The sequence below is a fragment of the Allobosea sp. 67-29 genome (assembly GCF_001898115.1).
Taxonomy (GTDB): Bacteria; Pseudomonadota; Alphaproteobacteria; order Rhizobiales; family Beijerinckiaceae; genus Allobosea.
The window spans coordinates 74,415-88,376 of record NZ_MKSQ01000016.1; the positions used below are offsets into that span (position 1 = coordinate 74,415).

A 13,962-nucleotide genomic window follows, 5' to 3' on the forward strand; every position below is an offset into this window, starting at 1 on the left:
TCAGGCCGCCCTGGCGCGACTGGCACCCGCACCGGTGAAGGTCGCCAGCCAGAGCTGCGTCGACAGGATGCCGACGAAGGCTGCATTGTCCCGGAAGCCGGAGGCGGGCTGGCGCCGGCACTTCTCGTGCAGCTTCGCCACCGCCTTGGGATTGAACAGGCCTCCGGCCGCGATCTCGCCCTCGTCCAGCATGTCCGCGACATAGCCCGCTCGCCCCGCCCCTACGAAGCACCGGCTGTCCGGTGCGCGATAGGGCTGCTTGGGCCGCCGGCCGATGACGGGGGGCAGCAAGTCCTTACTAGCCTCGCGGAGAATGTGCTTTTCCACGAGGCCCTTGAGCTTCATGCCCGGAGGGATGCCGGCCGCGAACTCGACCAGGCGATGGTCCAGGAAGGGGAAGCGCCCCTCGATGCCATGGGCCATGGCCATGCGATCGCCCTGGCTCGACAGGATATAGCCGGGCAGCAGGAAGCGCGCCTCGAGATATTGTGCCTGGTGCAGGGGGTGCCAGCGGCGGAAGGCTGGAGGCAGCCGCGCGATCAGTTCCTCGGCCGCGTCATAGCCCGACAGTGTCGTGCGCAAATCGCCGGAGAAGAACAGCTTTGCCGCCGCGGTGCCATCAAGGCGGGAGCGATGCGAGAACAGCGGATCGTCCAGTTGGGAACCGCCGGCCCCGAAGAAGGAAGCGAGATATTCGGCGGATTGCTGCCGCAGGCCCGGCAGATAGGGATAGAGCCGGCGGAACAGATGCGGCCGGATGCGGGAGCCGGCCTGCCTGGCGCAGAAGCGGCGAACCTTCGCCTCCTTGAAGATGTCGTAGCCGGCAAAGACTTCGTCGGCCCCTTCGCCGGTCAGGACGACCTTCAGCCCCGCGTCGCGCACGAGGGCCGAGAGCTTGTAGAGCGGCGCCGGAGCTGTGCGCAGGACCGGCTGCTCCGTGAAGCGGACAACGTCGGGAAAGACGGCGGCGATGTCGCCCTCGCCACAGGCGACAGCGTGATGCTCCGTGCCAAGCGCCTGGGCCATCTCGCGCTGGTAGCCGCTCTCGTCATGCTCGGCGCTGTCGAAGGTCACCGAAAAGGTCTTCAGCCTGCCCGGCGCCATGCCTGCCGCCAATGCCGAAGCGATCGAGGAATCGAGCCCCCCCGAAAGATAGGCGCCGACTGGCACGTCCGCACGCATGCGGATGCGGGTCGCATCCCCCAGCAGGGCGCGCAGTTCCTCGGCGACGGCGCGCTCATCGCGATGCCGGGGCGGTGCATCGGCATCGGGGTAATCGAGGCTCCAGTAGGGCCGGGTCGAAACGCGGCCTTCCTCGACGATCATTAGGCTCGCCGGCTCGAGTTCGCAGATGCCGCGGAAGGCCGTGCGCGGTGCGATCGGGGCCCAGAGCGTGAAGATCTGGTCGAGCGCGATCGGATCGAGCTCGGCCACCACGCCCGGAACCTGCAGCAGCGCCTTGACCTCGGAGGCGAAATAAAGCTGCTCGCCCTGCCGCAGGTAGAAGAGGGGCCGGACGCCCATGCGGTCCCGCGCCAGAACCATGCGGCGACGCCGGCCATCCCAGAGCGCGAAGGCAAAATCGCCGTTCAGCGCGGAGACGCAGTCCTCGCCCATCTCTTCATAGAGATGCAGGATCACCTCGGTGTCGCTGCCGGTCCGGAAACGGCGCCCCTTCGCGCGAAGCCGCTCGCGCAGCTCGACATAGTTGAAGATCTCGCCGTTGAACGCGACCGTCAGATCGCCCGTCGCGTCCGACATCGGCTGCTGCCCGTCCCCGAGGCCGACGATCGCGAGCCGCGCATGGCCGAGGCCGGCCTTATCGGTCGTGAAGATGCCCTGCTCGTCAGGACCGCGATGCGCAATGGCGGCGGTCATCCTGTCGAGAAGACCCTTCCCATCCCGGACTGTGCCGAAATAGCCGCCAAAACCGCACATGCCGAGGTGTTTCCGACTCCATCAACGTCGCGCGGACTATAGCCAGCAGGAAGCGAACAATCGCCGAATTTCCGTGACTATTCATGAGGATGGTAAATTTTGAGGGGCGTTGCGACAGACGATCCGCGCGGCGGCGCATTTGCCGCTTCGCCACGGGCGCGTCTAGACTTCCGGCTTCCGAAGCGAGCGGGAGACCCCCTGCGAGGCGGCCTTCCGCCCGTCGCGAAGCCCAACCGACCCGACTGGAGTGCTCTGATGAAATGGATGTCCGTCGCTGTAGCCCTTTTGCTTCTCGGATGCAGCAGCGCACCGCAATCTCATCATGCCGGCGCGGATCTGACCGTGGGAATAGCCCATTGCTCGAAGTTCAAATGGGGCACCTCGCAGATGGCGGAATGTCTTGATCGCGCGGCCGAAAGCCAGGCCGCGACCGCCTCCGCGCTGCAGGCGGGCGCCAACGGCTGACCGCAAGGCGGGGCGCGGCGGACCCGCCCCGTGAAAACGCCCGAAGCGAGGGTGCATTGCCATCCGATCGGCACCTGCTCTAGGCAATCCGCTTCCGGCCGGCGCAGCGTCATCGCGCGCCGGCCCGTCTCGCCGGGAGGCAACGCCGATGGACGACACAGCCAGCCGTCTGCCGACGGACCGCAAGCGCGGCTCGGGCGTCAAGCTCGTCTACGAGATGTTGCGGGCCGAGATCCTGTCGCTGGCGCTCTCGCCGGGCAGCCCGATCGACGAGGTCCAGCTCGCCGAGCGCTTCGGCATGTCGCGCACGCCGATCCGCGAGGCGCTGGTGCGGCTCGCCAGCGAGGGGCTGGTCGAGACGCTGCCCAACCGATCGACGCTGGTCGCCAATATCGACGTGCTGAACCTCAATCCGTTCTTCGACGCGATCACCCTGATGTATCGCGTCACCACGCGGCTTGCGGCCCAGCATCATCGACCGGAGGACCTGGAGGTGATTCGCGCGCGGCAGGCCGAATTCGCCGCGGCGGTCCGGGCCCAGGACGCGCTGGCGATGATCGCGACCAACCGGCAGTTCCATGCGGCCATCGCCGAAGCCGGCCGCAACCCGTATTATTGCGGCCTGTTCGTGCGCCTGCTCGACGATGGGCGGCGGCTTCTGCGGCTGTACTACCAGTCCTTCGACGACCGCCTGCCGGAAGAATATGTCCACGAGCACGAGGAGATGATCGACGCCATCGCCAGTGGCGACGTCGCACGTGCAGATGCGCTCGCACGCGCCCATGCGGATCAGATCGTCCGACAGATCCAACGCCTCGTGGCGGCCGACAACCGCCAGGACATCCCGCTCTAGACCGGCGCGGCGGCACGTCTCCAGAGAGATCGAGAACGCGCTGGATTTATGTCGACATCATGCATACGATTATCGGCATCCGGACATCAGGCCGGTTCGGCTCCAGACCCGTTCAGAGATGCCCCCATGACCTCCGCGATCTTCACAGGCGTGATTCCCGCGCTGATGACCCCTTGCAAGGCCGACCGCAGCCCCGATTTCGAGGCTCTCGTCAGGAAGGGCAAGGAGCTGATGGCGGCGGGGATGACCGCGGTTGTCTATTGCGGTTCGATGGGCGACTGGCCTCTCCTCACCGATGCCCAGCGCATGGAAGGGGTCGAGCGGCTGACCGCGGCCGGCATTCCGGTCATCGTCGGCACCGGGGCCGTCAACACGGCTTCGGCGGTGGCGCTTGCCAGCCATGCCGCCAAGGTCGGTGCGGCGGGGCTGATGGTGATCCCGCGCGTTCTGTCGCGCGGCTCGTCCGTCACGGCGCAGCGCAACCACTTCAAGGCTATCCTGGCGGCGGCCCCGAAGCTGCCCGCCGTCATATACAACAGCCCCCATTACGGCTTCGAGACCCGCGCCGACCTGTTCTTCGAGCTGCGCTCTGCCCATCCGAATCTGATCGGCTTCAAGGAATTCGGCGGGGCGGCCGCGATGAGCTATGCGGCCGAGCACATCACCGGCCATGACGACAACGTCATCCTGATGGTGGGCGTCGACACCTGCGTGTTCCACGGCTACGTCAAATGTGGCGCCGTCGGCGCCATCACGGGCATCGGCAACGTCCTGCCGCAGGAGGTTCTCCACTTCGTCGCCCTGACCAAGGCCGCTGCGGCGGGCGACGCGGAGGCCCGGCTCCGCGCCCTCGAACTGAGCGAAGCCCTCGAAGTGCTCTCCACCTATGACGAGGGCGCCGACCTCGTTCTGTATTACAAGTACCTGATGGTTCTGGAGGGCAATCCGGAATACGAGCTGCATTTCAACGCGACCGACGCCTTGTCGGCCAGCCAACGGGTCTATGCGAAGCAGCAGCTCGAGCAGTTCAAGGTCTGGTATGCCGCCTGGAGCCAGCTTCCCGGCGCCATCCAGATCTATCGCAGCTGACGCAGCTTCAGGCATCGCCGGAAGCCGGGGATCGGACGGAGCTGAATGGCGCCCTATCCGGATGTCATCGTGATCGGCGCCGGCGTGATCGGACTTTCTGTCGCGATCGCGGCGCAGGGACGCGGCCTGTCGGTCACAGTTCTGGATCGCGAGGGGCCGGCGGCAGGCGCTTCGGCCGGAAACGCCGGCGCCTTCGCCTTCACCGACATCCTGCCGCTAGCCTCGCCCGGCATCCTGCGCAAGGCGCCGAAATGGCTCCTCGACCCGCTCGGACCGCTTGCGGTCCCACCAGCCTACGCGCTGCGGATCGCACCCTGGATGCTGCGCTTCTGGCGGGCCTGCTCGCCCGCCAACGTCGCCCGCTCCACGGCCGCGCAGACCGCGCTGATGGACCTGTCCAAGGCCGAGCTCGAGCCCTTCCTGCAGGCCACCGGCACCTTCGCCATGCTGCGCAAGGACGGCAATCTCCAGGTCTATGAGGGCAAGGCCGAGCTGGAAGCGTCCCTGCCCGGCTGGCGCGCCCGCGAAAAGCATGGAATCGCCTTCGAGCATCTCGACGCTGCAGGCATGGCCGCGATCCAGCCCGGCCTCGCGCCGCGCTTCACCCATGGCACCTTCACGCCCGGTTGGTATTCGATCGCCGACCCCAAGCTCTACACGCTGGCGCTGGCGGCGCATTTCCGCAGCCGCGGCGGCACGCTCGACCAGTTCGATGTCGAGAGCCTGTCGCCGCAGGATGACGGCATCGCCGTTCGCGGGCGCGACGGCAGCTCGCGCCGCGCAGCGCAGGTCGTTCTCGCTGCGGGCGCCTTCTCTCACCGCATCGCGCGCAGCATCGGCGAGCGCATCCCCCTCGAAACCGAGCGCGGCTACAACACGACCTTGCCGCGGGGCGCCTTCGACCTGCGCACGCAGCTCACCTTCGGCGGCCACGGCTTCGTCATCTCGCGGCTTTCCACCGGCATCCGCATCGGCGGCGCCGTCGAACTCGGCGGGCTGGAGCTGCCACCCAACTTCCGCCGCTCCGCGGCGATGCTGGCCAAGGCCCGCACCTTCCTGCCCGGGCTGAATCCCGAAGGCGGCGTGCAGTGGATGGGCTTTCGCCCCTCTCTTCCCGACAGCCTGCCGGCGCTCGGCCACGCCCGCGCCACGCAGCGCGTGGTCTGCGCCTTCGGCCACGGCCATCTCGGCCTGACGCAATCGGCAGGCACCGCCCGGCTGGTGGCCGATCTGCTCACGGACCGCCGGCCCGCCATCGATCTCACTCCCTTTTCCCCGCAGCGCTTCTGAGGGACGCAAGCATGGCCAGCCATACCTTCTCCTGCATCGACGGCCACACCTGCGGCAATCCGGTGCGGCTCGTCTCCGGCGGCGGCCCGCGGCTCGAAGGCACCAACATGCTGGAGAAGCGCGCGCATTTCCTGCGCGAATTCGACTGGATCCGCACCGGCCTGATGTTCGAGCCGCGGGGCCACGACATGATGTCGGGCTCGATCCTCTATCCGCCGACGCGGCCCGATTGCGACGTCGCCGTGCTCTTCATCGAGACCTCCGGCTGCCTGCCGATGTGCGGCCACGGCACCATCGGCACCATCACCATGGGCATCGAGAACGGGCTGATCACGCCACGCGAGCCTGGCAAGCTGTCGATCGACGCGCCCGCCGGCAAGGTCGACATCAGCTACCGCCAGGAGGGACGCTTCGTCGAGGAGGTCCGCCTGACCAATGTGCCGGGCTTCCTCTACGCGGAGGGCCTGACGGCGGAGGTCGAGGGCTTGGGCGAAATCGTGGTCGACGTCGCCTATGGCGGCAATTTCTACGCCATCGTCGAGCCGCAGAAGAACTTCCGCGACATGGCCGACCACAGCGCCGGCGAACTGATCGGCTGGTCGCCGAAACTGCGCGCCGCACTCAACGCGAAATACGAATTCGCCCACCCCGAGCATCCGGAGATCACGGGGCTTAGCCACATCCAGTGGACCGGCGGGCCGACGAAGCCCGAAGCACACGCCCGCAACGCGGTGTTCTACGGGGACAAGGCGATCGACCGCTCGCCCTGCGGCACCGGCACCTCGGCCCGCATGGCGCAGTTGGCGGCCAAGGGAAAGCTCGCCGTCGGTGACGAGTTCGTGCACGAATCGATCATCGGCTCGCTGTTCAAGGGCCGTGTCGAAGCCGCCACGACCGTGGCGAACCGCCCGGCGATCATCCCATCCGTCGCCGGCTGGGCCCGGATGACGGGCTACAACACCATTTTCATCGACGACCGCGACCCCTTCGCCCACGGCTTCGTCGTGACGTGAGATCACAGCCGGCCGTCGGGGCCCGATAGCCAGCCGCCGCCGGCCCGGCAGCGTTCCGCGAACCGAACCAGCAAGGATGACGTACGATGACCATAGGGGTGGGAGGCTCGAGCTTCGAGGCGGAACTCGCCAGGCTGAAGCCGATGACCGACGGCATCGAGCCGGTCGCGGTGAGCGAGTTCAAGGCGCGCATCGAGAAAGCCCAGCGCCTGCTGCGCGAGCAGGGACTGGAGGCGCTCTATCTCGATACCTCGACCAGCCTGCACTATTTCACCGGCATCCAGCTCAACCTGACCGAGCGGCTGCATGGCGCGATCATCCCGGCCGAAGGCGACATCGTCTATCTCAGCCCCGCCTTCGAGGAGCCCAAGACGCGCGAATACATGAAGTTCGGCGACGATGTACGCTGTTGGGAGGAGCATGAAGACCCGACCGAACTGGTCGTCGAGACGATCCGCAGCCTCGGCTACGAGAGCGGTTCGGTCGCGCTCGACCCGCATACCCCGTTCTTCATCGTCGACGGGCTGCGCAAGGCCGGCAACCGCTACAGCTTCGTCAGCGGCAGCTCCGTCACCGCGGCCTGCCGCCAGCTCAAATCGGCGGCCGAGATCGCGCTGATCCAGCGCGCCATGGACATCACCATGGAGGTTCACCGCGCCGCGGCGCGGGCGCTGCAGCCCGGCATCACGACGCCCCAGCTCGTCGAGTTCCTCGACCGCGCCCACCGCAAGCTCGGCGTGAGCTGGACCAGCGGTGCCGCCCAGTTCGGCGAGGCGACGGCCTATCCGCACGGCGTCCCCTATCCGCAAACGCTGGTTGAGGGCGACATGGTCCTGATCGACATGGGTACCAAGGTCGGCGGCTACCGCTCGGACATCACCCGCACCTATGTCTTCGGCGAGCCGACGCAGCGCCAGCGCGAGATCTGGAACCTGGAGAAGCGTGCGCAGCTTGCCGGATTCGAGGCAGCCGTGCTCGGCGCGCCCTGCGAAAACGTCGACCGGGGTGCGCGCGGGGTGATCGAGGCGGCCGGCTTCGGTCCCGGCTACAAGGTGCCCGGCCTGCCCCATCGCACCGGGCACGGCCTTGGCCTCGACGTCCATGAGGAATCCTTCATGGTCAAGGGCAACCGCACGCCGCTGGCGGTGGGCATGTGCTTCTCGATCGAGCCGATGATGTGCATCTACGGGGAATTCGGCGTCCGGCTGGAAGACATCGCGTATATGGCCGAGGACGGCGCGCGCTGGTTCACACAGCCCGCCCATAGCGTCGACGACCCGTTCGGATACGAGGCCTGACGAGCGCCAATCCATGAGCCGCTGAACACGCCGCCAGGCCCGACGCCTGGCGCCCTGGCGGCATCAGCTCTTGCCGCCGCTTCAGTCCGGGCGGTTCCCAGAGCCCCCCGACGCGTCCAGCGACAGCGCCACGTGCCGGACGGAGATGTCGTCCGGGTCGAGCGTGATCTCGAACCCCAGAGTGCGGCAGAGCGCGAGCATCGGCCCGTTCTCGGCGAGGACTTGGCTGTGGACGCGATGCACCTTCTCGGCCCTGGCCCAGTCGATGATCAACTCCATCAACGCGCGGCCGAGGCCGAGGCCTTTCAAGTCGGAGCGCAGCAGGATCGCATATTCGGCTTCGACATGCGCCGGATCGGCATGCAGCCGCACCGCGCCCGCGGCCGCTCCCTCCTCGTCGATGGCGATGAAGGCCATTTCCCGCGCGTAATCGAGCTGGGTCAATCGCGCGAGAAAGGTGTGGCTGAAGGACTTCAACGGCGCGAAGAAGCGAAGCCGCAGATCCTCCGGCGTCACCCGCGCAAGCATCGCGCCGACGAGGAATTCGTCCTCCGGCCTCATCGGGCGTATCAGGAATCGTCGTTCGCCGAGCACGAGCTCCGACGTCCAGGCCGCGGGATATGGGCGGATAGCCGGGCGACGGCGGCGGGCAGGGTCGGGTTCCAGCACGACGCGCGCGTCCACCGCGACCACCCCGTCCGCATCGGCCAGGACGGGGTTGAGATCCATGGCGCGGATCTGCGGAAGCTCGGAGGCGATCGTGCCGAGCGCGACCAGCACCGCGGCAATCGCCCGTCGATCCGCGGCGGGAACGTCGCGATAGGCCCCCAATATCCGGGACACGCGCGTCGCCGCGATCAGATTCTCAGCCGATGCCAGGTCGAGCGGCGGCAGCGCGACATGCGTATCGGCGATAAGCTCGGCAGCGGTACCGCCGCGCCCGAAGACGATCACCGGTCCGAAGCACGGGTCGACAGAGAACCCGGCGATGAGTTCCCGCGCCCTGGTCCGATGCGCCATGGGCTGCACCATGAAGCCGGTCAGCCGCGCCTCCGGGCGCAGCTTGCGCAGGCGCTCGGCCATGCGAAGGGCGCCCTCCCGGACAGCGTTTTCCTTGGCCAGATCGAGCTCGACGCCCCCGACATCCGATTTGTGCGCGACATCGGGCGAAACGATCTTGAGCGCGACCGTCCGGCCGGCCTCGAACTGTCCGCGCGCTGCGAGGGCAGCAGCATCGGCATCGGCCGCGATGACGAGGTCGAGCGCGGGAATCCCGAACAGGGAGAGCAACCGAGCGACTTCGTCCGGCTCCAGCCAGCTGCGTCCCTCCGTGAGAGCCCGGTCGACGAGTTCGGTCGCCGCGGCGATGTCGGGCCGGCCCCCTTCGTCGTCGAGGGCGGCCGGAGTCGCCATCAGCTCCTTGAGGAGCCGGGCGTGACGCGTCAGATGCTGGAAGCCGACGACGGCCTCCTGCTCGGTCGCGAAGGAGGGAATGCCGGCCGATGCGAAGACGGCCCCGATCTCGTCGCCGGCGCCGACCCAGACCGCCAGCACGGGTTTGCCCCCGCCGGCCGCCGACCGCGCCTCGGCTGCAGCACGGGCGCAGTCGGCGGAATCGGCCGGGGCGACCGGCGCGTTCAGCGCCAGCACCGCGTCGACATCGTCCTCGGCCAGCAGGCGGGTTATCGCTCCGGCGTAATCCCGCGCCGTGCGGACGATTTCGGGCTCGCGCAACGCCTGGCCGATGCCACCGACCCGCCGCAACCGCGCCGCCGCCAACGCCGCCAGCCCCTCGCCATTGCTGACGATCGCCAGCCGGCCCGCATCAGTGGCGCGGGCACGGCCGAGCGTCTCGGCGGCGGCGAAGAGCTCGTCGAGATCGTCGACCCGCAGCAGGCCGGCCCGGTGGAACGCCGCATCATGCGCGGCATCGCTGGTGACGATCAGGGCGGAATGGGTCAAGGCCGGCCACGGCGCCTCGCGGCGCGGGGGCTTGAGCACCAGAACCGGCTTGAGCCGTGCGGCTGCGCGAGCGGAAGAGAGAAAGCGCGCCGCATCGCTGACGTCGTCGATCGCCAGCAGAATGGTCCGCGTCGAAGGGTCCGCCCCGAAATGATCGAGGCTGTCGGCGATGTCGACATCGGCGCCGTCGCCGAGAATGACCGCGCCGGAGAGGCCGATGCCGCGCCTGGCCGCCCAGGCGAGAATGCCTGCCGCGACCGAATTTGACTGTGCGATCAACGCAAGCGAGCCCGCCCGCAGCTGTACAGGGACCGCCGTCGCGTTGAGACCGAGACGCGGGGCGGCGAGACCGAGCGATGACGGCCCGATCAGCCTGAGGCCGGCAGCCCGCGCCGCAATGCGCAGGCGCTCGCCATCGGCTGCGCCTCCGTCGGGAACGAGCAGCCCCGCATGGCCCCGCCCCGCCGCCACGGCCATGACGTCGCCCGCTCGTGCGACGGGAGCGATGAGGAGATCGACCGGCGAGGTCGAGGACAGCGCGGCGCCATCCGCCAGCAGGACGAGCTCCCCGCGATAGGAACCCGCCTTGATCTGTTCGGCCAGCACATCGGTTTCCGGGCACCCCGCGACCACCGCCACCCTGGCGGGTTCGAGCATGCGTCTGAGCAAGGCGAGCGTCATATGCGCCCCCTCTCACGCGGCGCCGACTCCCGGCCTGCCGTGCCGGCCCTGCCTTCCTGCTGCGGAGACTGCCTGATCGCCATCTCGCCATCCGTCCGGTCGGTATCGGGATCCACGCCTTCACGGAGGGCGTGCCGCCGCAAACTTGCGCACACTCGCAACATTGCAGACGGCCCGAGCCCGGTCAGAGGCGCTGCGTCATGCCCACTGCGCCTCTGCCGTCATGCATAATTGCCGATCGCGCTTGGCTGTCCAGAGCTTCAGTCCACCGCCATCTTCGGCCGCTTCCAGCGCAAAATCATCGTCGTCGAAAAGAGGTGAGACACCGCGAAAGCCGAAGCGATCCGGCGGCACGCCGCGCAGCTCACTCGCAAAATAATAGAGCAGGGCTGCCTGAAGCGGACCGTGAACGATCAGCCCGGGGTAGCCCTCGACCTCCGTGACGTAGCGCCGGTCGTAGTGGATGCGGTGACCGTTGAAGGTCAAGGCGGAATAGCGGAAGAGCAGCGGCGCCTGCGCCGTCATCGGGCGCCGATGCGGGCCCGGTTCCGCCGCTGGCGGCGCCTTAGCGGCGCTCGCGGCGGTCTCGACGCCGCGATAGACAATGTCCTGCCGCTCCTCCAGCACGAGGCTCCCGTTCGCCTCGATACGATGCTCGACGGTGACGAAGCAGAGCGTGCCGGTGCGCCCCTCCTTGTGCACGACATCCCTGATCCGCGAGATGCGCCTGACCGCATCGCCGACGCGCAGGTCGCCATGGAAAGCGAAGGTGCCGCCGGCCCACATCCGCCGCTGCAACGGCACCGGCGGCAGGAAACCGCCGCGGGCCGGATGGCCGTCCGGGCCGAGCGCCGCCATCGGCGCCGCCGGTTGCGCCAGGCAGAAATGGATCAGCCGCGGTACGACCTCGCCGGCCTTCGGCGCCGGCCCGGGAGTGTCGAATGTCGCGTGGTATTTCCGGGCCAGATCCTCGCTGACAAGGTCGGCGCCGATCTCCTCACGGCCGATCCAGCCGCGCAGATGCGCGATGTCGAGCTTCGCCTGCGTCTCGCCGGTCACGATGCCCGCCTCCCTGCCGCCGGCGCATCGGGCGCATCGTGCTCGCCGATCGCCGGCACGCGGCCATAGTCACGCGCCGCACCGACCACGACGGGCGCCGGAGCCGGCAGGGAGACGGGGCCTGCCTCGGTCTCGACCGTGATGCGGCGCAGATGCGGGTGGACGGCCAGAGCGGCCATGTCGTTCACCGACGCGAAGGCGACCTCGGCACGCAACAAGGCCTCCTTCGCCTCGACTTCATCGACCACCAGGAAGGCAGCGGCGACAATGGCGTCGGTCCGTTCGCGATTGCGCACGCGCGCGACGTTGCGGGACAGACCCTCGTCCGCGGCAAGCTCGGCGCGCCCCAGGAACTCGCGGCAGAACATTACCCATTCGCGATCGCTCTGGATCGAGATCAGGATCTGCCTGCCGTCACGGGTGGCGAAGACGCCATAAGGAGCGATCGAGGGGTGAGCCAGACCGATGCGCCGGGGCGGCTTGCCGCCCTCCTCATGCAGCAGCGGCACGGTCAGCCAATCGGCCATCACGTCGAACATAGAGACGCGGATATCGGCGCCGCTGCCGGTGATGCCGCGTGCGATCAGCGCCTCGAGGATCGCGGCGTGCGCGGTCGCGCCGGTCGCGATGTCGACAATCGAAAGCCCGACGCGCGCCGGCGCCTCCGGGCCGCCGGTGATCGAGGCAAGGCCGGATTCGGCCTGGATCAGGAGGTCGTAGGCCTTGCGCTCGGCGAGTGGGCCGGTGTCGCCATAACCGCTGATCGAGCAGCAGATCAGGCGCGGATGGCTCTGGCGCAGGGTCTCCGGCGCGAAGCCGAGGCGCCCGAGCGCTCCGGGCTTGAGATTCTGGACGAGCACGTCGGCGCCATCGATCAGATCGCGCAGGGTCGCCTTGCCCTGTGCCGAAGCGAGATCGAGCACGAGCGATTCCTTGCCGCGGTTCAGCCAGACGAAATAGCTCGACTGCCCCTTGGCGACATCGTCGTAGCCACGGGCGAAATCGCCTTCGGGCCGTTCGATTTTGATGACCCGCGCCCCGGCATCGGCGAGGCGCGAGGTACAGAAGGGCGCGGCGACCGCCTGCTCGACGGCGACGACGGTGAGGCCCTCCAGCGGCCGCCGGGCGCTGGCCATCAGAAGGACCTCGGCAAGCCAAGCACATGCTCGGCGACATAGGAAAGGATCAGGTTCGTCGAGATCGGCGCCACCTGGTAGAGCCGGGTCTCGCGGAACTTGCGCTCGACGTCGTATTCGCAGGCGAAGCCGAAGCCGCCATGGAACTGGATGCAGGCGTTCGCCGCCTCCCAGCTCGCCTTGGCGGCGAGGTATTTCGCCATGTTGGCCTGGGCACCGCAGGGCAGGCCGGCATCGTAGCGCCGGCAGGCCTCGTAGCGCATCAGGTTCGCCGCCTCGACCTCGATGAAGCTCTCTGCGATCGGAAACTGCACGCCCTGGTTCTGGCCGATCGGACGGCCGAAGACGACGCGTTCCCCTGCGTACCGGGTCACCTTGTCGATGAACCAGTAGCCGTCGCCGATGCATTCGGCCGCGATCAGCGTGCGCTCGGCGTTGAGGCCGGTGAGGATGTATTTGAAGCCCTGCCCCTCTTCTCCGATCAGGTTCTCGGCCGGGATCTCGAGATTGTCGAAGAACAGCTCGTTGGTCTCGTGGTTGACCATGTTGAGGATCGGCCGGACGGCCATGCCCCTGGCCCGGGCCTCCGCGATGTCCACGATGAAGATCGACAGCCCCTCCGACTTCTTCCTGACCTGGTCGAGCGGCGTGGTGCGGGCCAGCAGGATCATCAGATCGGAATGCTGGATGCGGCTGATCCAGACCTTCTGGCCGTTGATGACGTAGCGGTCGCCTTTCCTGACTGCCGTGGTCTTGATCCTGGTCGTGTCGGTGCCCGTGGTCGGCTCGGTCACACCCATCGACTGCAGGCGCAGTTCGCCGCTCGCGATCTTCGGCAGATAGGTCCTGCGCTGCGCTTCCGAGCCGTGCCGGACCAGCGTGCCCATATTGTACATCTGGCCATGGCAGGCGCCGGAATTGCCCCCTGCCCGGTTGATCTCCTCCATGATGACGGAGGCCTCGGTCAGGCCGAGGCCGGAGCCGCCATATTCCTCCGGGATCAGGGCGGCCATCCAGCCGGCCCTGGTCAGGGCGTCGACGAAATCCTCCGGATAGCCGCGCGCTTCGTCGATCCGGCGATGATACTCGGCGGGAAACTGCGCGCAGAGATCACGGATCGCATCCCGGATATCCTGGTGCTGTTCGTCCGCGATCACCTGCATGATCGAAGCCCCGCC

11 protein-coding genes are annotated in these 13,962 nt (G+C 68.0%); 6 read left to right on the forward strand and 5 right to left on the reverse strand.

All coding sequences use genetic code 11. The annotated features are described in order from the left end of the window. Complete coding sequence (gene asnB / locus BGO20_RS14095; protein WP_291664556.1) at positions 1-1,938, reverse strand: asparagine synthase (glutamine-hydrolyzing); 1,938 nt, start codon at positions 1,936-1,938, stop codon at positions 1-3. Between the two features lie 255 nt (positions 1,939-2,193). Between asnB and BGO20_RS14100 the strand changes: the two genes are divergently transcribed. The 6 genes from BGO20_RS14100 to BGO20_RS14125 all read left to right on the forward strand — a co-directional run bounded on the left by BGO20_RS14100 (position 2,194) and on the right by BGO20_RS14125 (position 7,946). Then, positions 2,194-2,403, forward strand: coding sequence for a hypothetical protein (locus BGO20_RS14100; protein WP_291664555.1), 210 nt, complete (start codon positions 2,194-2,196; stop codon positions 2,401-2,403). Between the two features lie 148 nt (positions 2,404-2,551). Next, positions 2,552-3,256 carry a GntR family transcriptional regulator gene (locus BGO20_RS14105; RefSeq protein WP_291664554.1) on the forward strand — a complete coding sequence of 235 codons (705 nt, stop codon included), beginning with the start codon at positions 2,552-2,554 and terminating at the stop codon, positions 3,254-3,256. Positions 3,257-3,382: 126 nt separating this feature from the next. Continuing rightward, positions 3,383-4,345, forward strand: a complete 963-nt coding sequence (locus tag BGO20_RS14110) for a dihydrodipicolinate synthase family protein (RefSeq protein WP_291664553.1) — start codon at positions 3,383-3,385, stop codon at positions 4,343-4,345. Positions 4,346-4,390: 45 nt separating this feature from the next. Continuing rightward, complete coding sequence (locus BGO20_RS14115) at positions 4,391-5,635, forward strand: NAD(P)/FAD-dependent oxidoreductase (protein WP_291664552.1); 1,245 nt, start codon at positions 4,391-4,393, stop codon at positions 5,633-5,635. An 11-nt stretch (positions 5,636-5,646) separates the two neighbouring features. Further along, a complete protein-coding gene (locus BGO20_RS14120) occupies positions 5,647-6,648 on the forward strand; it encodes a 4-hydroxyproline epimerase (protein WP_291664551.1) in 1,002 nt (333 codons plus the stop codon). An 86-nt stretch (positions 6,649-6,734) separates the two neighbouring features. Then, positions 6,735-7,946, forward strand: a complete 1,212-nt coding sequence (locus tag BGO20_RS14125; RefSeq protein ID WP_291664550.1) for a M24 family metallopeptidase — start codon at positions 6,735-6,737, stop codon at positions 7,944-7,946. An 81-nt stretch (positions 7,947-8,027) separates the two neighbouring features. On the opposite strand, the gene BGO20_RS14130 is transcribed toward BGO20_RS14125, so the two are convergent. From BGO20_RS14130 to BGO20_RS14145, 4 genes are all read right to left on the reverse strand, one after another. Continuing rightward, entirely contained in the window at positions 8,028-10,589 is a 2,562-nt protein-coding gene (locus BGO20_RS14130; RefSeq protein ID WP_291664549.1) for a bifunctional acetate--CoA ligase family protein/GNAT family N-acetyltransferase, read from the reverse strand. Between the two features lie 198 nt (positions 10,590-10,787). Further along, positions 10,788-11,648, reverse strand: a complete 861-nt coding sequence (locus BGO20_RS14135; protein ID WP_291664548.1) for an HTD2 family dehydratase — start codon at positions 11,646-11,648, stop codon at positions 10,788-10,790. Further along, entirely contained in the window at positions 11,645-12,784 is a 1,140-nt protein-coding gene (locus tag BGO20_RS14140; RefSeq protein ID WP_291664547.1) for a CaiB/BaiF CoA transferase family protein, read from the reverse strand. Before BGO20_RS14140 ends, BGO20_RS14135 begins: the two co-directional genes overlap by 4 nt. Beyond that, positions 12,784-13,947 carry an acyl-CoA dehydrogenase family protein gene (locus BGO20_RS14145; RefSeq protein ID WP_291664546.1) on the reverse strand — a complete coding sequence of 388 codons (1,164 nt, stop codon included), beginning with the start codon at positions 13,945-13,947 and terminating at the stop codon, positions 12,784-12,786. Before BGO20_RS14145 ends, BGO20_RS14140 begins: the two co-directional genes overlap by 1 nt. Positions 13,948-13,962 lie beyond the last annotated feature (15 nt).

What these genes read in the sequence shown, in the direction of transcription:
- asnB (WP_291664556.1), bottom strand. Translation starts at nt 1,938, where the DNA reads ATGTGCGGTTTTGGCGGCTATTTCGGCACAGTCCGGGATGGGAAGGGT.
- BGO20_RS14100 (WP_291664555.1), top strand. Translation starts at nt 2,194, where the DNA reads ATGAAATGGATGTCCGTCGCTGTAGCCCTTTTGCTTCTCGGATGCAGC.
- BGO20_RS14105 (WP_291664554.1), top strand. Translation starts at nt 2,552, where the DNA reads ATGGACGACACAGCCAGCCGTCTGCCGACGGACCGCAAGCGCGGCTCG.
- BGO20_RS14110 (WP_291664553.1), top strand. Translation starts at nt 3,383, where the DNA reads ATGACCTCCGCGATCTTCACAGGCGTGATTCCCGCGCTGATGACCCCT.
- BGO20_RS14115 (WP_291664552.1), top strand. Translation starts at nt 4,391, where the DNA reads ATGGCGCCCTATCCGGATGTCATCGTGATCGGCGCCGGCGTGATCGGA.
- BGO20_RS14120 (WP_291664551.1), top strand. Translation starts at nt 5,647, where the DNA reads ATGGCCAGCCATACCTTCTCCTGCATCGACGGCCACACCTGCGGCAAT.
- BGO20_RS14125 (WP_291664550.1), top strand. Translation starts at nt 6,735, where the DNA reads ATGACCATAGGGGTGGGAGGCTCGAGCTTCGAGGCGGAACTCGCCAGG.
- BGO20_RS14130 (WP_291664549.1), bottom strand. Translation starts at nt 10,589, where the DNA reads ATGACGCTCGCCTTGCTCAGACGCATGCTCGAACCCGCCAGGGTGGCG.
- BGO20_RS14140 (WP_291664547.1), bottom strand. Translation starts at nt 12,784, where the DNA reads ATGGCCAGCGCCCGGCGGCCGCTGGAGGGCCTCACCGTCGTCGCCGTC.
- BGO20_RS14145 (WP_291664546.1), bottom strand. Translation starts at nt 13,947, where the DNA reads ATGCAGGTGATCGCGGACGAACAGCACCAGGATATCCGGGATGCGATC.